Origin of the sequence: Paenibacillus oceani, from assembly GCF_014705615.1 — a bacterium.
Taxonomy (GTDB): Bacteria; Bacillota; Bacilli; order Paenibacillales; family NBRC-103111; genus Paenibacillus_AB; species Paenibacillus_AB oceani.
Genome location: NZ_JACXJA010000058.1, coordinates 32,672 through 51,499, shown reverse-complemented (window position 1 = coordinate 51,499; position 18,828 = coordinate 32,672). Strand labels below are relative to the sequence as shown.

General features: G+C 58.6%; 14 protein-coding genes. 6 read left to right on the top strand and 8 right to left on the bottom strand.

The annotated features are described in order from the left end of the window. Positions 1–158: 158 nt before the first annotated feature. From IDH45_RS31140 to IDH45_RS35135, 3 genes are all read right to left on the bottom strand, one after another. Positions 159–728: a TetR-like C-terminal domain-containing protein gene (locus IDH45_RS31140; RefSeq protein ID WP_190932052.1), complete on the bottom strand. Its 570-nt coding sequence runs from the start codon at positions 726–728 to the stop codon at positions 159–161. Positions 729–733: 5 nt separating this feature from the next. Further along, positions 734–1,465, bottom strand: a complete 732-nt coding sequence (locus IDH45_RS31135) for an MBL fold metallo-hydrolase (protein WP_190932051.1) — start codon at positions 1,463–1,465, stop codon at positions 734–736. A 147-nt stretch (positions 1,466–1,612) separates the two neighbouring features. Continuing rightward, positions 1,613–5,761, bottom strand: coding sequence for an S-layer homology domain-containing protein (locus tag IDH45_RS35135; protein ID WP_190932050.1), 4,149 nt, complete (start codon positions 5,759–5,761; stop codon positions 1,613–1,615). A 290-nt stretch (positions 5,762–6,051) separates the two neighbouring features. Here IDH45_RS35135 and IDH45_RS31125 point away from each other — a divergent pair, with 290 nt between their 5' ends. Next, the gene (locus tag IDH45_RS31125) at positions 6,052–7,521 is read left to right on the top strand and encodes an extracellular solute-binding protein (RefSeq protein ID WP_190932049.1); all 1,470 of its coding nucleotides are present in this window, start codon (positions 6,052–6,054) and stop codon (positions 7,519–7,521) included. A 413-nt stretch (positions 7,522–7,934) separates the two neighbouring features. On the opposite strand, the gene IDH45_RS31120 is transcribed toward IDH45_RS31125, so the two are convergent. Beyond that, positions 7,935–8,321, bottom strand: coding sequence for a DUF2188 domain-containing protein (locus IDH45_RS31120; protein WP_190932048.1), 387 nt, complete (start codon positions 8,319–8,321; stop codon positions 7,935–7,937). Between the two features lie 270 nt (positions 8,322–8,591). Here IDH45_RS31120 and IDH45_RS31115 point away from each other — a divergent pair, with 270 nt between their 5' ends. From IDH45_RS31115 to IDH45_RS31105, 3 genes are read left to right on the top strand one after another with little or no spacing between them, the layout of a single operon-like run. Further along, positions 8,592–9,668: an endospore germination permease gene (locus tag IDH45_RS31115; RefSeq protein WP_190932047.1), complete on the top strand. Its 1,077-nt coding sequence runs from the start codon at positions 8,592–8,594 to the stop codon at positions 9,666–9,668. Then, complete coding sequence (locus IDH45_RS31110; RefSeq protein ID WP_190932046.1) at positions 9,665–11,206, top strand: spore germination protein; 1,542 nt, start codon at positions 9,665–9,667, stop codon at positions 11,204–11,206. Before IDH45_RS31115 ends, IDH45_RS31110 begins: the two co-directional genes overlap by 4 nt. Continuing rightward, positions 11,203–12,339: a Ger(x)C family spore germination protein gene (locus tag IDH45_RS31105; RefSeq protein WP_190932045.1), complete on the top strand. Its 1,137-nt coding sequence runs from the start codon at positions 11,203–11,205 to the stop codon at positions 12,337–12,339. Before IDH45_RS31110 ends, IDH45_RS31105 begins: the two co-directional genes overlap by 4 nt. Here IDH45_RS31105 and IDH45_RS31100 read toward each other — a convergent pair. Beyond that, entirely contained in the window at positions 12,326–12,889 is a 564-nt protein-coding gene (locus IDH45_RS31100; RefSeq protein ID WP_190932044.1) for a biotin transporter BioY, read from the bottom strand. The genes IDH45_RS31105 and IDH45_RS31100 overlap by 14 nt on opposite strands. A 108-nt stretch (positions 12,890–12,997) precedes the next feature. Between IDH45_RS31100 and IDH45_RS31095 the strand changes: the two genes are divergently transcribed. Further along, positions 12,998–13,837, top strand: a complete 840-nt coding sequence (locus IDH45_RS31095; RefSeq protein WP_190932043.1) for an energy-coupling factor ABC transporter ATP-binding protein — start codon at positions 12,998–13,000, stop codon at positions 13,835–13,837. Next, entirely contained in the window at positions 13,828–15,627 is a 1,800-nt protein-coding gene (locus IDH45_RS31090) for an ATP-binding cassette domain-containing protein (protein WP_190932042.1), read from the top strand. Before IDH45_RS31095 ends, IDH45_RS31090 begins: the two co-directional genes overlap by 10 nt. A 15-nt stretch (positions 15,628–15,642) precedes the next feature. Here the strand turns inward: IDH45_RS31090 and IDH45_RS31085 are convergent, their stop codons facing one another. From IDH45_RS31085 to IDH45_RS31075, 3 genes are all read right to left on the bottom strand, one after another. After that, positions 15,643–17,088: a hypothetical protein gene (locus tag IDH45_RS31085; protein ID WP_190932041.1), complete on the bottom strand. Its 1,446-nt coding sequence runs from the start codon at positions 17,086–17,088 to the stop codon at positions 15,643–15,645. After that, entirely contained in the window at positions 17,085–17,663 is a 579-nt protein-coding gene (locus IDH45_RS31080; protein WP_190932040.1) for a sigma-70 family RNA polymerase sigma factor, read from the bottom strand. The genes IDH45_RS31085 and IDH45_RS31080 overlap by 4 nt, the downstream gene beginning before the upstream one ends. Before the next feature lie 320 nt (positions 17,664–17,983). Continuing rightward, complete coding sequence (locus IDH45_RS31075; protein ID WP_190932039.1) at positions 17,984–18,766, bottom strand: ABC transporter ATP-binding protein; 783 nt, start codon at positions 18,764–18,766, stop codon at positions 17,984–17,986. Between the last annotated feature and the right edge of the window lie 62 nt (positions 18,767–18,828).

Genomic DNA, 18,828 nt, shown 5'->3' with positions numbered 1-18,828 from the left:
AAGGGCGTAGATTGGCAATTTACTACTGATGATGCAAGGATCAAATTAAAACGCCTTTACCCACAATTTAAGGATTGATGGGGTACTAGTTCGAGCAGAAAACGGACGGCTAATATAAGCATGGAGACGATGGACATGGCGGCACCTCATTCATGGGATTAGGTCCGGATCGTTTGGAGTCCGGCAATAAACGTATCCACCAGCAGACGAAAGGTGACGTCCAGATCAAGAGGCAAGCCGAAGGCCCCCTTCTGCTCCAGCGAGGCAAAACCGTGCAGCACGCTGCGCAGGCAACGAACCGCATGGAGCGCTGCATCCTCCGTCATATTATAATCTTCGAAAAGAGCGACGAGCAGCCGGACGAGTTTGCCGCCGGCTTCGACAACCTCCGGGTGTCCGGGATCCGGGGCGCGCAGTGTCAGCTCGTATACGCCAGGTCGCGCACGGGCGAAAGCCAGATAAGCGGCGCTCATCGCACGGATCGCGTCGTCACCGGTCATATCCGTTACGGCGCTATGGGCCGTGGCGTATAATTGTTCGAGTCCGTAGACGGACAGCTTCATGCGCAGTCCGGGCAGGCCATCGATGTGGTTATATAGCGACGGGGTGCGGATATTCAGCTTCTTGGCCACCGCGGCCAGCGACAGCTCGTCGATGCCCTGCGTATCGGCGATATCCGCAGCGGCCATCAGGATTGTCGTCTGATCGAGTCCGATTCTTGGTGACATGGCGGTTATACCGTCCTTTCCGGCGTGTTCGGGCGCAGTTTGGTTTCGGCTTTGGCGATAGCGCGGTTTATGTCGGCCAGCGGCTCGCGCAGCATCCTGCCATGGCCGACAGCCAGCAGAGCGGGGGAGAGCGCCGCCAGCTTCCTCGTGCTATCCAGCGCCGCCTGTTTGTTCCAGGTGGCGAGGGCCGGGAACGGAAACAGCGGCTGTACTTGCCCCGAGACGGCGACTCCGCCCCTAGTCTGCATGGCATCGCCGGCGATCAGGAAGCGGCTGCGGGTATCGAGGAACGCCATCGAGCCGGGCGTGTGCCCCGGAACCGATACCGCCAGCAGCGAGCCGACCCGGTCGCCGTCCTGCAGCAGGATGTCGGCGCGTGTCTTCAGTTTCTTGGGAACGCCGCCGCGTATCGGCGAATTCGGCTCGTCCGGGTCGAGCGAGACGTCTCCGGCCAGCAGCCGGGCGTCTCTGGATGAGATATGGACCGGCACGCCGGGCAGCGCTTCCTTGAGCGCGTCCAGCGCGCCGACATGATCGTCGTGGGCGTGCGTCAGCACGATTCGCGCGATCGGCTTGCCGATCTTGTCGGCAGCCTGCAGGATAGCCGATGCGCTGTAAGGCAGCGCGGCGTCGATCAGCGTCAAGCCGTCCTCCTCCTCGACCAGATAACAGTTGACAGGGAACAAGCGCGGTATAAAGGTTAATTGGTGTAGGGTCCCAATTTGTGTTGTTTTCATAGTCCGGAACTCCTTTTTGGTTTGAAACTAATGATGTTAGTTTTACTATAACTAATGATATTAGTTTTTGCAACTCTTTATTTTTTATGAAAAAAAACCGGACTTCAAACTGCTTGGAAGCAGCCCGAAATCCGGTCAGGCGTGTTGTTAAGGAGCAGATATAAATCCGGCGCGGACGAGTATTCGGTGGACGATCGCCGCCGCTTCCGCTCGGGTAATGGACTTGGAAGGCTGAAGCTCCCCGGGTGCGCTGCCTGCGAGAAGTCCTTCCTTCACCGCGCTTGCGAGCACCTCTCTTGCCCACGGTACGTCATTCGCATCGGCGAACGGGCGAAGCCATACGTCCGCTTCGTCGCCCTTCAGGCTTGTCGGTATGCCGGCAAAACCGGCTGCCCGTACCGCCATGGCAGCCGCCTCCGTGCGGCTCATCATCCGGGTCGGCTGGAACGAGCCGTCCTCGTAGCCGTCGATGAGTCCGGCTCTGGCTGCGGAGCCGATCTCGCCGGCGAACCAGTCGTTTGCCGTTACGTCGCTGAAGCCGGCCGTCCGGGAGGTATCGGCGGTGGACAGGCCGAGTGCGCGATTCAGCATGGACGCGAATTCCGCCCTTGTCACGCCGCGCTCCGGCGCAAAATCATCGCTTGACGTCCCGGTAACGATGAATCGTCCGGCCAGTTCCCTGATCGTCCGGTCCGCCCAATGGCCGGCCGTATCCTGGAAGGCCCGTTCGGTCTTCGCGACGACATACAAACTGCTGCCGGTCCGCCAAAACGAAGCTTCGCTGCTGTTCACAACGCTTGGCACAAATCGCATCGAACCCGAAACAGGATCGTACAGCGCTACGAAGGCCCCGCTGGAGGCGGGCTGAGGCAGTGTTAATTTACGTTCCATATACAGGTTGCCGAAGTCGGTTATCGGAAGCCGCTGAGCTCCAGCCGATTCGATCTCCACCCGGAACTCGTACATTGGCGAAAGGAGCCCAACCCCGATTTCGTGCGCCGTTTGTTTTGCGTGATTCTGTACTTCGTCAAGAGCCGGCTCGATTGTAAAGCGGATATTCAGCTCGCTTGCCGGCACGCCCAACTGTGCGGCCCAATCCGACATCGGCAGCTTGGCGGGTTCCAGAACGACGGTTGCCTGACCGCTGCGGATCGAGAGCGTCGACGACGATTTGGCCCCGGCCAACGCCGCTGCGGGCAGCAGTGCTTCCCGCACGGTTTGAATCGTGACATCGCTGTCTGATGCTAGCGCTTCTTTCAGCGTATCCGAGTCGATCGGTTGATTAGTGCTTCCTGCCGGAATAATAAAGTCGTCGCTGCTGCTGCCGTTATTGGAGTTATTGCCGTTATTACTGTTGTTGCTGCTGCCGCTATTGTTGCCATTCCCATTGTTCCCGCCGCTGCCGCCGTTCTCTTCCGGCTGGGCTTCCCTAACCGTAATCATTAGAGGCTCGCTCGCCACCGTCTGTCCTTCGAAGTGAACGGAAGCTGTGAGCGCCGCGGTTCCGGGGGCGACGGCAGTTACGGTGCTGCCTTGTACGGCTGCAACTGCCGGATTGCTCGACGTGTACGTAGTGACCACTTTGCTCCAATCGCGCTGGGAGTGGTTGGCCATGCGAATCGGAGTCGAGACGTCGGCGGATTGCCCTGCAGCGAGATTCGGCTTCGAAAGGACCGGCGCCGATACGAGCAGCGCGACCGGAAGCTTGAACAGCTTCGTGCCGTCGATATAATACATGTCGCCGTTATCCGCCAGCGTCATCATGTTAATCGCTTTGCCGGGCAGCATGTTTTTCGCTTCCAGCGTATCCGGATCTATGGCGAACAGCTGTCTTCCGATCGTGGAATAGATCAGGCCGTCGCTGCCGAAACGAATAAAATAAGGCCGGTATTTGCTCGTGCTGTAAGGAGATTGGGTAATTTTCCTGGACTTGACTACCTCGAGCGTATCCGGATCGAGAGCGAAGATGGATGCGTCATAGCCGGCAGCGGTACTTACAAAGGCATCCTGCACGCCCCAGATCAGGCCATTCGGCCCGACTTCCAGCTCTCCGATTATTTTGACTTCGCCTGCTACCCCGTCAACTTTGGGCGTCAGCGATTTCTCGATCCGCTTCGTAACCGGGTTGAAGATAAACACTTCGGCCTCGGCTTTCAGCGGCGCCGGGTTCACCGATCCGCTGCCGCTGTATACCGTCGTGCTCCCGTATACTTTGCCGTCCTTGTAGGCGAGCCCGATGATCGACTGGTTCGGCATGATGTTGCGGAACGTCTCGTACGTTACGCTTGTCACGGTTCCGCTGCCGTCCTTCACTTCCTCCATCACAGTCAGCGCGCCTTCGAAGCCGCTGACCGGGAACGTGCCGACGAAAATTTGGCCGCCGCCGCTCGTCATGCTGAACGGCCGGTTCTGGCCGTCCTCGATATCCGCCGCAATGCCGGGATTGCCCCAGCCGTAATCGTTGAAATCGATCGGCTGCGCCGGATCCATCCGGTACATTTTCGCGCCGGTGTAGGTTCCGAAGTAAGCCGTGCTGCCGTAAAAGCCGATACCCTCGGGCTGATGGAACGACGGGTAGTCGTACTTCAGCTGTCCGGTAACCGTATCGAAGATGCTCATGCCGCGCTGGAAGCCGCCCATATACAGCAGACCGTTATTATGCTCCATCACGTTAACCGGAGTTCCAATGACGGAAAGGGCGGCGTTGTGGGTAGCATACTCTCCGCTTACGGGCTCGTATACGAACGTCTCGCCATAGGCGGCCATGCTGTAGAGCGCAGGCTTCCCGGCAAAACGCCCGCTGCTTGCCGTGATCCAGGCGTGTATCTTAAAGGCGGTATCCGGCAAAGGTTGCGTAATGCCGGAAAGCTTCGTAACTTGGTTCGCCGCCATATCGTAGCTGTATAGCTCTTCCCCGAGCTTGTAGTAGATCAGATTCGGCTGGAGCGGGGAGGGCGGCGATATTTTGGACTGGATCGGAATCGATTGAACGTACTCGTAGGTGCCGTCCTTCAAGATGTGGAGCTTGTTGGTCGCGTTAACGAACAAGAACCCGTTATATACGTCGACTTCGGTCAGCGTTTTGCCCTTTTCCCCGCTGTATCCGGGGATGTTAATTTCCGTTTTGGCCCCGGTCGCCCGTTCGATCCGGATCAGGCTTGCATTCGAGCCCGTCCCGACGTATACGTATTGGTCGGTTACGCCGAGCCCGCGCGCGTAGGCTTCCTTGTCTTTGACGGCGCCCAGATCTTTGAAGGTGCCTGTGGCGATATCGTATTCGAACACTTTCCCCCAGTTGGACGAATGAAACGTGCTGCCGTATATTTTCCCGTCGGAGCTCGCTTTTACGTCATACATCGTCGTATTGCCGGTCGGGTTCGTGCCGAGGTTCTCGATCCGCTTCTCGGCGGTAAGGTAGCGGAACAGCTTGCCTGTCGAAGCGAAATAAACGTTGCCGTCCGAGCCCCGCGCCATCCCCCAGACCGGATCGGTAGCGCCCGTAACCCGCTCGGAAAATGTCTGCTGCCCGGTCACCGGATCGTTAACCGTAAAGGCGATCGGAGAACCGGTCGTCGTTATGTACTGCTCCTGTTCGCCGTTCGGGCCGCTCCCGAATAAAGCAGCTTGCGACAAGCCGATCTTGACCGGTTCCCCCAGATCGAGACCGGTGGAGACGTAAGGCGGATTCAACTCGCTGATCGGCTGCTGCTTCATGTCGAACTGCACGTCGTCGAGATAAGCGATCGTCCCCGTGCCCGCCGCGCCGTAGTAGAACGTAACTTGCGCGTACTTCGCCCCTTTGGGAACGGCCGTTTCCAACTCGATCGGATTCCACGCCCCTGCTGTATTGGCCAGAACATTAACAGTTCCTCCCGTCAGATCGGTTTTGGTGTCGGGCCCGCTGAAGAAGCGGACATAAATGCGCACGCTTTTGGCTTCCACGAATACTTGCGTCCGAAGGCGGTACGTCTGCTCCTCATTAACCGGAATCGGACTGCTGAACACTTCCAGAGAACGGCCCGGGTCGTGATCGGCCATCTTCAAGCTGGCTCTGCCGGAAAAGGCATTCTCTGGCGACGCTTCGGCCAGTAAAGCCGTACCCAGATCTCCGGCGGCGGGCAGTGTCGTCCACCCCGGAATCGTTCCCCCTTGCATCGGCTCTTCGAAACCGGCATTGTGCACAAGCTGAGGGATATACGTAGTCGAATGAGCCGCTGCCGCCCCGGATGACGGAGTGAAAGCCGGCACGGTCAGCATGAAGCAAAGCGCCGCTGCAGCAACACGTTTCCAATTCACTGTAGTTCCTCCTTTGAATTATATCGCCTAGAAATCGCGTGGAGGTAAAAAAAATTCAGTGACAACATTCGCTAGGCGATATATTATCGTGTTATTTATAGCCTACAAGTGAATGAATGCGCTGTCAATGACTCTGACTATGTGATCTAAAAAAATATTTATCGCCTACATATGGCTGCAACCCCTGATCTTTGCGCCAGATTATGATATAATACTTCAACTACCATTACGTGACGGAAAAGCCTGAAAGGCTGGCGAAACAAGATCAGAAGAGTAGAAGGTGAACGGATATGGCACGACCAAGCCGCAGTCAATTTACGGAGCGTCTCCAACAGCTGACGGATCGCCTGCGGAGCGATATGGCGGAGAACATACTGAAGCCGGGGGACTATCTGCCTTCCGAGGTGGAGCTCGGACAGACGTTTCAGCTTAGCAAAGAGTCGGTAAGGAAAGCGCTGGATACGCTCGTTAGCGAGGGGTATATCGTCAAAGTCCGGCGGGTGGGCAACCGGGTCGTCGGCGTGCCTGCGGCTGTCCGGGGTGCGGAGCGTGAGCAGACCCCGGCCGGCGCGTCCGCTGCAGCAGCCGGAGACGGTTCGATGCCAGCCGCGAGCAGGAAGGAACCGGCCGAGGTTACGGCTGCTGCGTCCGTCGTCCTGCGGCTTGCTTATTATGCACCACTGGAAGACGAAGCGAAGCTGTCGTCTATGGTAGCGTCGTTCGAGCAGGAGAACCCCGGGCTGCGCGTGCACCTGATGCCGACTCCGTTTCCCCACGATTACGCGGAGCACGGGATGGCGGACGTGTTCACCGTGAGCGCGTGGGATGCGCTGAAGCTGAAGGAGCGGGACCCGGAGCTGGCGATAATCGGGAAAGCTCCGGATACCGAGGCGGCACACCCGCTGCTGCGGGCTGCGTTTGAAGATGCGGAAGGGAACAGCAAGGCGGCCCCGTTTTTGTTCTCCCCGATCGTATTGTGTTACAATCGCGAGCATTTTCGGACCAACGGCCTGGAAGAGCCCTGTGGGGACTGGACCTGGTATACGCTTCTCAAGACCGCACGCATACTCGCCCGGCGATCGGACATATGGGGGTTTGCCGCTCACATCCAATCGCTGAACCGGTGGCTCGTCTTCTTGCTGCAGAACGGCTTCCGGTTCTCTGCGGACGAGGGAAAACGCACATCCGAAGATCCGGCCCTGTGGGAAAGCTTGCGCATCGCCCGCGATCTTATCCATCAGCAAGGCCGGCCGCAGCCGTTGTGGGCTGAAAGCGATTCGGATATCGAACGCTGGTTCGTCGAAGGGAAAGTCTCGATGATTATGACGACCTACTTCGGCTTGAACCGGCTGATCGGTACAGAATTGGACTACGGCGTCGCGCCTTTACCATCGCTGAGGACGAGCGACACGCTGCTGCTCGTGACCGGACTTGCGGTAAGCAGCGGCGCCCGGCAGCCCGCCGAGGCGCAGAAGCTGGTCCGCTTCCTGTGCGGAGAGCGGTCGCAGCTTCAGATCCGCCGCCGCACGTTGTCGCTGCCTGCCCACCCCGCAGCGCTGGCGCTTCATGCCGGGCTGGAAGGCAACCGGCCCGGCCGCGAGGAAGAATCCGGCTCGATGTGGTCCCGCTGCAAGCTGTACGGCGATCTGCGGCTCGGCGTAGGAGTGCTCGAGGCGATCCGCGAGGAGCTGAAGAGCTACTGGTCCCGGCTCGAGGACGAGGTAGAGGCCAGCGAGCGGCTGGATTCGCTGCTTCGGTAAGGAAAGAAGTCTCTGCATCCATCGTCCCGGTGGAGCGGAGACTTCTTTTTCGTTGCTCTAGGAAAAGGATGATTTGATGGGCTGTAATGCAGCGAATAAGACTGGTTTGCAGCTTTTATTTCCTCCGGAACCCGCTTGGATGGGAAAATAAGAGCGGTTTGAAGCTCCTAAAATCCGCGAAAACGGTTCAGCCCCCCTCAATTGGTTGAAATAAGGGGTACAAACCGCCTCTATCCGCTTCGGTTGCCCGACTCCGCCGAAAATAGAGGGGGCCAAAGACTCTTATTGGAGTCGATCGACCGCCGACCTGCCGCGGAACCCCGCCCGCTGTTTCTGCCACTCCGTTGTACGGGAGGGGGGCCTGGACGAGAGCAGGCTGGCCGGCGCATCCCGGACAGACGGACGGGACGGAACTACCGATAATTGAAGGACTTCTCCACTGTTCCGTCTCTCCTGTGTACGATAACGCAGATGTTCTCGTCGGAGGCGATCTGCTTCGCTTTATTTTCCGCCGCCTCCTTGGTGGGGGCGACTGCCTCCGGCTGCCGGGAGCCTTGCCGCTTGATCGCCCAGCTTCCTTCATGCGGGACTACCCGGAGATTGACCGCAGTGCCGGAAGCGGCTTCTTGCTCCGGATGGTTCTCGTTCCACTCCTTGGCCTGGGACGTTGCGATCGCGATCGCTCGTCCCGCCTCATAACCTTCTTCCAGCAAAGCGTTGGCAATTTCGACCGCTTTTCCGCGGACGCGGGGTTCGAAATTTTTCAGCGACGGCGGATAATTGCGTTTCGTCCATGGCATAGCTGTGCGCCTCCTTTAGCTTATCAAGTCCGGAAGCCCGGTATCGTACATCACTTACCCGGTGCGGGAGTGGTCCAAACAACGGGACGATCTTCGCTTTGCCGCAGTAAGCCCGGCGAATCCCGGCCGAGGAGAAAACCGAATGCCGGCAAGCGCTGCGCCCGGCGGGAGGGGAAAACCCCTTCTTTTCGTGTCTAACGGGCCGGTCTTATGGCAACAATGGCTATCGTACGCCCCGGCAGATTGGAACTAAGGGAGGATGGGTGGGCCGTGCTTCGGACAGACAAGCTATCGCCATTGCAGATCTACTTCATGCTCATCCTGGTTGTCGGTCTAGTAAACCACGTAACGATTATACCGCTGCTGCTTCAAGCATCCGCCAAAGACGCCTGGATGGGCGTGCTCCTGTCGCTGGGTCCGCTGCTGCTCTGGATGCTGCTGATCGCCTATATCGCCAAAGCGACGCATCAGCGGAACTTCATGGGCTGGCTGCGCGACCGTACCAGCTTGTGGCTGTCCAGTCTCATCGCCGCTCTGTTCTCCCTGTATTTGTTTGCCAATGCCTATATTACGTTCAAAGAAACCATAATGTGGATTCAAGTCACGTTTTTACCGCAGACGCCGATCACCGTCACAGGCAGCGTACTGCTTTCTTTATGTTACTATTCGTCCAGGAAAGGCATAAAATCGCTGGCGATCGCATCCGGTTTGTTGCTGCCGGCCGTTCTCGCGTTCGGCTATTTCGTTATGGGGAGCAACTTTCAGTTCAAGCGGTACGAGCTGCTGTCTCCCCCTTTTATAAATGGCGTCATGCCTGTAGTGAAATCGGCGCAGTACGTCGCGGCAAGTATTATGGAGCTGCTCGTCCTGCTGATTCTCCAGCATTCTTCCTTGAAACGGACTCACTTGTTCGTCCTGGTGCTTGTCATGGGCGGTCTGACGATCGGTCCGCTGATGGGGGCGATTGCGACGTTTGGGCTGGAATCGGTGCAGCTGCGCTATCCGTCTTATGAGCAGTGGAGACTGGTTACGATCGGAAGCTACATTGCCCATGTCGATTTTTTGTCCATCTACCAATGGTTGTCCGGAGCGTTCGTGCGTATTTCGCTCATGGTACTGCTCATCTCCGAAGTATGGCGGATCAAGGCGCCGCGCCAAAAAAACGGATTCCAATTCGGACTATGCGGGCTGCTTCTCGTGCTCGTTGTCGCGCCGCTAAGCGATACCGGATTTCTTAAGCTGTTGACGGGGTACTATACCACGGTGTTCTGGTATTTGCTCGCGTTGTCCCTGCTTCTCTTCCTGATCGTATACATCCAAGCACGCAAGAAGGGGGAATCCCAATGAAACCGCAGTGGAAAAAATGGTTAACCCGGCACCGACGGCCCGTACCGGATATACTTCGCGATCTGGAGGAGGAACCGGGCCTTGGCCGCCTTTCCGATTGGGATGAAGCGAGCTTGCGCGACTACTTCAAACTGTCGGCGGATATTGTGGTTCAGTCGTACGTTTACGGCGAACGGGGCGATAAAAAGATCGTGCTGGTGTTTTGCGAGGGATTGGCGAGCCGGACGCAAATCACCGATTTTGTGCTGCCTGCCTTTGATGAGGTGATGAACCGCGAGGAGGAGCCTGCGCGAATAGCGGCCGAGCTGAAAAATAAGCTGCAGCTGAGCGAAGCTACCAGTGACCGGGAATGGATGAGACGTCTGTTAAGCGGAGAACTGATCGTACGGCTGAGCGGAGCGGATCTGATGTACACGCTCCATATTTGCGACGTGCCGCAGCGCGCTCCCGAAGAATCGACGACGGAAATCTCGATCAAAGGTCCCCGCGACGGCTTCACGGAGGAGCTTGCCACCAACGTCGCGCTGGTCCGCAAACGGCTGAGAACGACCAAGCTGCACAACGAGGTATTCGTGATCGGAACGGAGAGCCAGACGGCGGTATCGCTGCTGTATCTGCAAGGAGTTACCAAACCCGATCTGGTGGAGGAGGCGCGCAGACGGCTGAATCATTTCGAGATTGACGCCCTGCTCAGCAGCGCACAGCTGGAGGAAGGGATCTCGGACTCCTCCTATTCGCTTTTCCCGCTTCTCGATTATATAGGCAGGCCCGATTTTATCGCACAAGTTCTGCTGAAGGGCAGGCTTGCCATCTTGGTGGACGGCTCTCCGATGGCGCTGATCGCTCCCACAAATATAACGGCGCAGTTGAAATCGCCGGAGGATCTGCATTTTCCATTTTATTTTGTTACGTTCGAAGTTTTCCTTCGCGTGACGGGACTGCTTGTATCGATCTTGACGCCGGGTTTTCTGATCGCATTGATCTCCTTCAATATCGACCAGCTTCCGTTTCCGTTAATGGCGACGATCTCCAACTCGCGGTCCGGTCTGCCCTTGTCCGCTCCCATGGAGATTATTCTCATGCTTATGCTGTTTGAGATTTTTCGGGAGGCCGGGCTGCGGCTTGCCAAAGGACTGGGACAAACAATCGCGGTAGTGGGCGGGCTTATCATCGGCGATGCCGCGATCCGCGCCGGACTGACATCGCCGACGATGCTGTTCGTGGCCGCCGCTACGGGAGTGTCCACGTTTATTCTGGTCAATCAATCGCTCAGCGGCACCGTCAGCCTGATGCGCCTGTTTACCTTGCTGTGCTCGTCCCTGCTGGGCATGTTCGGTTTTTTTATTAGCATGTTTACGATCGTTATCTATTTATCGGGCCTGAGGTCGTTCGGAGTCGGTTATCTGGAGCCGTTATCCCCGGTCTCTTTCCGCGATCTCATCCCGGCCTTGCTGAAGCCGCCTCTGAAGAAACAGCGGGAAATTCCGAATATGCTGAGCAAGGACCCTCATTCCGATCAGGAGGGGAGCAGATTGTGAAGAGAACTTTGGTGAGGCTGATGCTTGTGCCTCTTCTGCTGCTGGCCGGAGGCTGCTGGGATATGCATGAGATTCAGAATATCAGCTACGTGACCGCTCTAGGGGTCGATTACGAGAAGGGGGAGTTTACGGCATACGCCCAATTGATCGATTTCGCTTCGATCGCCAAGCAGGAAGGAGGGCGGAAGCCCGGGCCGACGCTAGTGTGGGTAGGGAAAGGGAAGGGCAAAACTTTAAACTTGGCGATGAACGATTTGTACAAAACGGCACAGGGGCGGATCATGTGGAGCCAGCTTACGCTGATCGTACTTGGAGAGAACGTGCTGAAGCAGGGGATCTCCACGTTTAAGGATGCGATTAGCCGCTACCGGGAAATCCGCTTTACTCCCTGGATGTTCGGGACAAAGATGCCGATTGAGGAGCTGTTCGTCGTTCCGGCCTTTTTCGAGCTGACTCCGCTCTCCACGTTATCTCATAACCCGAAAGAGACGTACAATCAGCATTCCCGGGTCGTTCCCGTCCGGTATGTGACAATGCTGTCGGACCTTCGGGAGCCGAGTAAGACGATGATCCTGCCGAGTCTCGACATAATGCCCGACCAATGGAAAAAAAACGGAAAGCCCGAAACCAAAATGTATATAGACGGAGTATTTGCGATTCACCGGGAAAAACTGCTGGGCTGGGTCGATAACGACCGGTTGTCCGGGCTGCGCTGGATGACCTCCCAAACCTCGCGGACTCCTCTGCTCATCGAGGAAGAGGGGGAGCTGCTCGCCGTGCTGTCTATGGAGGACCCGCGCATTCATGTGAATGATTATAAAGAGAACGGGCGCTATTTCTACAAGATTAAACTGTCCATCGAAGCCAATCTGGTCGAACAAGTCGCGTCATCGGACGAGGAGAAGCTGAAAGAGATAGCAGAGAAGCTGATCCGGGAAGAGATTGAACGTACGTTCCGCAGCGGAATCGCGATGAAGGCCGACTTGTACCAGCTCGAATACCACACTTACAAGAGCCGCTACAAGGATTGGAAGAGGATGGGGGCAAAGGGATTTCCGCTGCGGAAGGACTCGATCACCGATGTTGAAGTGTCGGTCCGGATCCGCCATACGGGGATGACTAGAGGAACTTAGGGAATACACGCCGAAGCTGAATGACGATAAAAGTAGCGGCAACGGCCTTGAGCGCGTCGAACGGCAAGTACGGATAGCAGCCGAGCAGCATTGCCTTGCCCAGCGGCACGTTCAGCTTGTACATCAGCCAGGGGACGCCCGTTACATACAGGAGCAGGGAGCCGAACAGTTCGATGACGAGGAATATCGCGACATAAGCGGCCCAGCCTGTTCCTTTAATCAGGTTGACGAACCAGCCGATCAGCATGGCGCTGACCGGAAACATCCAGATAAATCCTCCGGTCGGACCGAGCAGCAGTCCCAGCCCCCCTTGTCCGTGAAGCAGCGGGAGTCCGAGCGCCAGCAGCAGGACAACGGTAAACATGCTGAAGAAGCCGTAATAAGCCCCAAGCAAAGCTCCGGCCAGCATGACGGCCATATTTTCCAGTGTGATCTGCACCGGAGAGAAGGAAAAACGAATCTGAATATAACTCATGGCGACCAGTAGGGCGCCGAACAGGGCGCTGAATACGATGCCTTTCACAGTTAGCGGCGTGCGGCCCGATTTCATCGTGGTTAACTCCTCTCTTTCTCGAAAGCGACCGGTTATGGTACCATATTCGAAGTTACAGGATAGGCATAAGCCTGTCAATGCGGATTCGGAAAGGGGCCTATGCCGGTGCGGCCATTGTGGAGGTTGGATAACGCGGAAGTGACGGTTCAGGCTGCAAGCGGACCGAGAAAGGTGCTGCAGGGGCTGAACCTGGCTGTCGGAGAGGGTGAATATATCGCGGTCGTCGGACGTAACGGAAGCGGGAAAAGCACGCTGCTGCGGGTGCTCGGAGGGTTATGCCCGTTGTCCGGAGGCTCCTTGACGGCGGATGGGGAGTCGGGTCGGCAGCCCGGGTATGTCTTTCAAAATCCGGACGCTCAAATCGTAGGTGAAACGGTGTACGAGGAAGTATGCTTCGGCATGGAGAATCGGGGCGTTCCGCTGGTGGAGATGGCCGAAAGGTTCCGCCGGGCGATGGCGGCGGCGGGTATGGACGTTCATCCGGACACGCCGGTAGAACGTCTGTCCGGCGGCCAGAAGCAACTGCTGTGCATTGCGGGGGCTATGGTCACCGGAGCGCAGTCGCTGCTGCTCGACGAGCCGGCGTCCATGCTCGACCTGGACACCAGATCGGCCGTGCTCCGGATTGCCCGCGAGCTGCATGAACGCGGCGCCACGATCGTATGGGCGACGCAATCGATGGATGAACTCGTCCCCGCAACCCGGGTCATTGCGCTCGTGAATGGGGGCATCGCGTACGACGGCACGCCCGAGCGGTTCTTCTACGGATCGGCCGGGAACGGCAGGATGTTCGATCCGGCGGAGACGCCTTGCCTGTCACTCGGGTTCCGGCCGCCTTATGCGATCCAGGTGGCGCACCGGTTGCTTCAGATTGGCATAGAGCTGGGCGAATGTCCGATGCTTGACGGGCAGCTGAGAAGAGCGGTGACGGAACTATGCCGATAAGGACGGAGAAGGCAACGGTCGTCGCCGAGGATGGCCGCCGGCTGCTGAGCGAGGTGAGCTGCACGTTCGGCAGCGGAGAGCTGACCCTGCTCGTCGGAGCGAATGGAGCCGGGAAATCGACGCTGCTCGATGTGTTGTCCGGACTAACCGCCTGCGAAGGAACGGTAGAGCTGGACGGGGTACCGATCCGGGACGGGCGTCGGCTCAACCGGGAGGCGGCTTACCGGATCGGCCGCCAGTTCCAGTATCCCGAGTTGCAGCTGTTCGCTGCGACGGTTCAGAAGGAATTCGACTATTCGCTCGGTTACATGAAGCTGCCGGACGATGAGAACCGGACCCGCACGGACCGTGCGATGAGTGAGATGGGGTTGGCGGATTCGCTCAAGGCGGAATCGCCGCTGGTGCTCAGCGGCGGGGAGAAACGGAGAGTCGCGATCGCCACCACGCTGGCCGCCGATCCGGACTGGCTGCTGCTTGACGAGCCGACGGCCGGGCTGGACCCGGAAGCGGCTTCGAGGCTCGTAAGCGCACTGCTCAGCCGGAAGGGAAGGCCGTCCGGCGGCATCATCGCCGCCACACACGATCTCGACCTGCTGCTGCCGGCGGCTGACCGTGTTGTCGTGCTGCGCGAAGGCGGCGTGATCGCGGACATGCCCGCGTCCGAGCTGGCCTTGCGCCCGGACGTATGGGACCGCGCCAGCATCGGCAGACCGGCATCCGCCGAGCTGGCCGGGCAGCTGCGATTGCTGGGGCTGCCGGTTCCGGCGAAGTTTCTTGCGCCGGAGGAAGCGGCCGATCTGATTGCGGGCCGGTTGCGGGCTGCCGGGCGGCGTCCGTTCTTGGAGACGGACGCTTATGGGGAAGCGCCCGGGGAAGGGGTGGCGACGCAACCGGGAGCCGCGCTTGAGCGGGACCGGGAGCCGGGACCAGATCGGGACCGGGGCAGCGGGCGTATAGCGGGCTCGCCGAAACGATTCGTCGAATCGCTCGATCCGCGTGCCAAATGGCTGTTTATGATGACCTTCTCGATCGGCGTACTGATCCAGCGCGACTGGACCGGGTTCGGACTGGGCGCTATAACGGCTGCGGCGCTTCTGCTGCTGTGCCGGGTGCCGGCGCGGCATATCGTGCCGCTGATGCGGCCGTTTCTATGGTTTGCCGCGGCCTCTGTCGCCGTATCCGGCCTCGGAATCGGGGAGGCGGGTCCGGCTGCAAGCTCTTCCGGCGGCGCATGGGAGCCGGGGGCGGGAGGCAGTGCAACCGAAGCTCCGATCCGTTTTGGCGTCTTTACGTTCTCGGCGGCTGCGGCCGGGGTTACGTCGTTCGAGCTGTTGAAGATCGGCTGCGTCATGGTCGCGGGCATCCTGCTGTCGGCAACGACGACACCTTTCGAGATGAAGCGGGCGATCGAGTATGTGCTGCTCCCGCTGCGCTATATCCGCTTTCCGGTCGAAGCGGTGGCGCTGACCGGCTCCTTGCTGCTCCGCTTCATCCCGGTGCTGCGGCGGGAAGCCGTCAAGTTCAACCGGATCGCCCGCTCGCGCGGCAAGCGGGTGAGGCGCAGCGGAGCGACCCGGCTGCGGGACCTGCCTGCGATGATCGTGCCGCTGCTGATGTCGCTGCTGCAGATGGCGACGGACCTGACCGTCTCGATGGAAGCGCGCGGCTACACCCGGACGGGGCAGCGCCGCACCTCCGCCGTGCAGCTCGTCATGAGCCGCCGGGACTGGGCCGTGGTGGCGGCCGCGGCAGTCGTAGCCGCAACACTGGCAGCCGTCGCGATCGGATGAGGCGACGGCTGTATTTTACTTGGCGGCGGTTTTCAGTTCGAACTCCCACGGACCGCGCACGACCGTGCGGATTTCCGTCACGTAGATCGTAAGCTCCTGCTGGTCCGGCTCCGCCTCCAGCGTCATATCCTCCATGGCTCGGGTGACTTCGTTCAGCCGGGAGGATGCTCCTCCGCTTTGGCCTTTTACCGAAAAGTCAGGAAAGAAATGGAGCAGCGATTCCATCTCCGTATCGTCATGCTCTAGGTCGAATTCGATCCGCATCGATCCCGGTACGTAGGAATCGTAAGCGAGCCGCTCCACGCGTTTTACCTTGACCGGGAAACCTAGCAGGTTCCACTGCCGGTTCAGCTCCAGAACTCCCGACTGCGGGAGCGGCATCGTCATCTTTACCGGCTGCTCCGCACGCCGGACAAGCGCAAGCTCCGGAATATGCAGCTTGTAGCCGGAGAGCTCCCGCTCGTTGGGTGCGAACATCAATTCATTCGGATTCGGGAAGTTCTCATCCCGAATATAAGGGATCGGCTCTCCTGACGGCCCGGTAAGCGTCGGCGCCGCTATATTCTCATAAGAACCGAGGCCGAACGATTCGATTCGGCTCGCGGGCGGAAGCTGCGGCACGAGTGTGACTCTCATCTGCCCGTTCTGTTGAGCGGTCGCCACCGCCGTCAAAGTAATCCCGCTTCGAACGTCGGTTACGCCCAGATCCTCGACGCGGTCCACCTTTTCCGGAGGGGTTAGGCGGATCTTCATATCGGAAGGCGTGCCGTCAAACGATACGGACATCTCCTCTGTCACCTTAATAGGCCCTGTGTAATAGAAGCCCCCGGTCCAATCTCCGGCGCTGGCGATCATGCTGGCTTTGAACTCGTACCGGTTGCCGTCTGCGTTAATCAGTTCCATCGTCTTGACAGGGGCAGCTGTCCCCGTTAAAGCTGCGGAAGAATGAGTGCTGCCGATCGAGAATCCGCGAATATCGATCCGGTCCGTTCCGTCGAGATGCGTAACCGGTGCGGGCAAAATGTAGAGGATCTCATGATCCTCGCTGGATTGGACGGTTCCGTAGCCGGGTATGAATTGCAGCATCTTGCGGACCTGTGCGCGGACATCCGGCGACGCATACAAGGCCAGCGCGCCTGCTATAAGGCATAATCCCGCCACGGCGGCGGCCAGCAGACGTCTGCGGAGGGGCGATCGGCGCTGTACCGCTTCCGCGGACAACAGGGCTTCTGCTGCTGCGGGCGTATCGGGGACGGCTGCCGTGTCGCTTCCGGGAGAGAGGGCCGGGTTCGCTGCCAGGCCGAGCTTGGCGAACGTTCTGGACCGGATGCGGCTGAGCGTCTGGGCATCCAGACGGGCTTCCTCCCGGGAGGGCTCCACGTCGCCGAAGCGGTCCGCTGCGGCTTCCGGCTCGATGGAATCGGCCAGACGGAACAACATTTTTTCCTCGTTAGCGTTCATAAGCTCTCCTCCTCCATCCGGTCCGGCATCCGCTGCCGGAACAGGCTGCGAATCCTCGCCAGTCTGCGCTCCACCGCTTTGGGCGTCAATCCCGTGCTTCCCGCAATCGTGTCGACCGGTTCGTAGTACAGATACCGTTTGACAAAAAGAGTTCGGTTCAGCGGTTCGAGAGAATCGGCGATCCGCATCACCTCTTCCCATGTTTCCTTAGCCAGCACCCGTTCCTCCGTCCCTTGTCCGCGATCGGCCGGCTCCTTCGCTCCTGATTCCGCTTCTGCCCGGTCCCGCCATGAGGCGAGCTTCCGGCGATAGTCCAGCGACTTGTATTTGGTCAGCATGAACAGCCATACTTGCAGCGTTCCTTTTGCCGGATCGAATTGCCCGATTTTGTCCCATGCGGTCAGGAATACGTCGCTTATGCATTCCTCGACGTCTTCCTTTCTAGGGTCAGGGGACAGAATCCGTTCGGCCAGCCGGTACAGACTGTCGGCATACGACTCGATGAGCTGTGCCAGCGCTTCGGTATCCTTCCGCTTGAGCCGCTCGGCCAGCCGATCGTCGTTTCTAGGTTCCATAAGCGCTCGAAGCTCCCCTTTGTGAGATGAAATGATGACCTTTATAGAGTACTACGCAAGCTCCGGAGAAAATCCCCCGCCGCAATATCGCATTTAGGTTCGCCGCTGAAAAGAAGCGGCTGACGGAACGGACAGCGGAGCAGCAAGGCAGCGAGCGGCGGCGATCAGACCGTATGCCAGACGGCGAAAGCGAAGGACAGGGGAATGCCAAAAAGCGTCCCGCCCCGCCAATCGGCGGAGGAAGAACGCTGAGCTGGCGCGGGAAGCTTAGTCGGGTTACCTATTAATAGGACGAACTATTGTAGAGCAGACGCTTTATATCAAGAAATCACTTTGAGCCAAGCGCGGTCGTACCGCCACTCCACCTCTACCGGAGCCTGGAAAAAGTCGGTTAAGTAATCCGAGGTCAGTACATCTCGCGTAGGGCCGGCCTGATAAACCTCGCCAGAGCGGATCAGCAGCGCCTTCGTGAACGCCGGTACGATTTCCTCGATATGATGCGTGACGTAAATGAGCGTCGGCGCGTCGGGACTGGAGACGAGCTCCTGTATGCTCGACAGCAGCTGTTCCCGCGAGAACACGTCGAGGCCGTTGCACGGCTCGTCCAGAATAAGCAGGCGCGGAGAGGCCATCAGCGCTCTGGCGATGAGCAGCTTCTGCTTCTCGCCTTGCGAGCAGGAATGATAGTGACGGTCGTACAGATGCCAGACGCCGAGCTGCTTCATCAGCTGTTCGGCCCGCTGGGCGTCTTCTTCGGACGGTTTGTCGTACAGGCCGATGGTTGCGTACTTTCCGCTCAGCACGACATGCTGGGTCCGGTCGTTCATGTGCAGCTTCTCCTGGAGCGAAGAGCTGACCCAGCCGATCGATTTGCGCAGCTCGCGCAAATCTACTGTTCCGTACAGATGCCCCAGCACCGAGACTTGACCTTCCGTCGGCCAGATATAACCTGTAATCATATTAAGCAGCGTCGTTTTGCCCGAGCCGTTTAACCCCAGAATCGCCCAATTCTCGCCGTTCGCTACCTGCCAATCGATATGGTTCAGTACGGTTTTATTATCGCGGTTCCACGTGATATTGCGTACATCTATAACAAGACTCATGCCGCTTCACTCCCCGGATGATTTCTAATAAACTTGATTGTACCACAAAGGCAGAAAGCCGG

Coding starts and splice junctions, on each gene's coding strand:
- IDH45_RS31120 (WP_190932048.1), bottom strand. CDS start 8,321: ATGCCATGGACGAAACGCAATTATCCGCCGTCGCTGAAAAATTTCGAA.
- IDH45_RS31075 (WP_190932039.1), bottom strand. CDS start 18,766: ATGAGTCTTGTTATAGATGTACGCAATATCACGTGGAACCGCGATAAT.
- IDH45_RS31100 (WP_190932044.1), bottom strand. CDS start 12,889: ATGAAATCGGGCCGCACGCCGCTAACTGTGAAAGGCATCGTATTCAGC.
- IDH45_RS31110 (WP_190932046.1), top strand. CDS start 9,665: ATGAAACCGCAGTGGAAAAAATGGTTAACCCGGCACCGACGGCCCGTA.
- IDH45_RS31090 (WP_190932042.1), top strand. CDS start 13,828: ATGCCGATAAGGACGGAGAAGGCAACGGTCGTCGCCGAGGATGGCCGC.
- IDH45_RS31140 (WP_190932052.1), bottom strand. CDS start 728: ATGTCACCAAGAATCGGACTCGATCAGACGACAATCCTGATGGCCGCT.
- IDH45_RS31080 (WP_190932040.1), bottom strand. CDS start 17,663: ATGGAACCTAGAAACGACGATCGGCTGGCCGAGCGGCTCAAGCGGAAG.
- IDH45_RS31135 (WP_190932051.1), bottom strand. CDS start 1,465: ATGAAAACAACACAAATTGGGACCCTACACCAATTAACCTTTATACCG.
- IDH45_RS31085 (WP_190932041.1), bottom strand. CDS start 17,088: ATGAACGCTAACGAGGAAAAAATGTTGTTCCGTCTGGCCGATTCCATC.
- IDH45_RS31125 (WP_190932049.1), top strand. CDS start 6,052: ATGGCACGACCAAGCCGCAGTCAATTTACGGAGCGTCTCCAACAGCTG.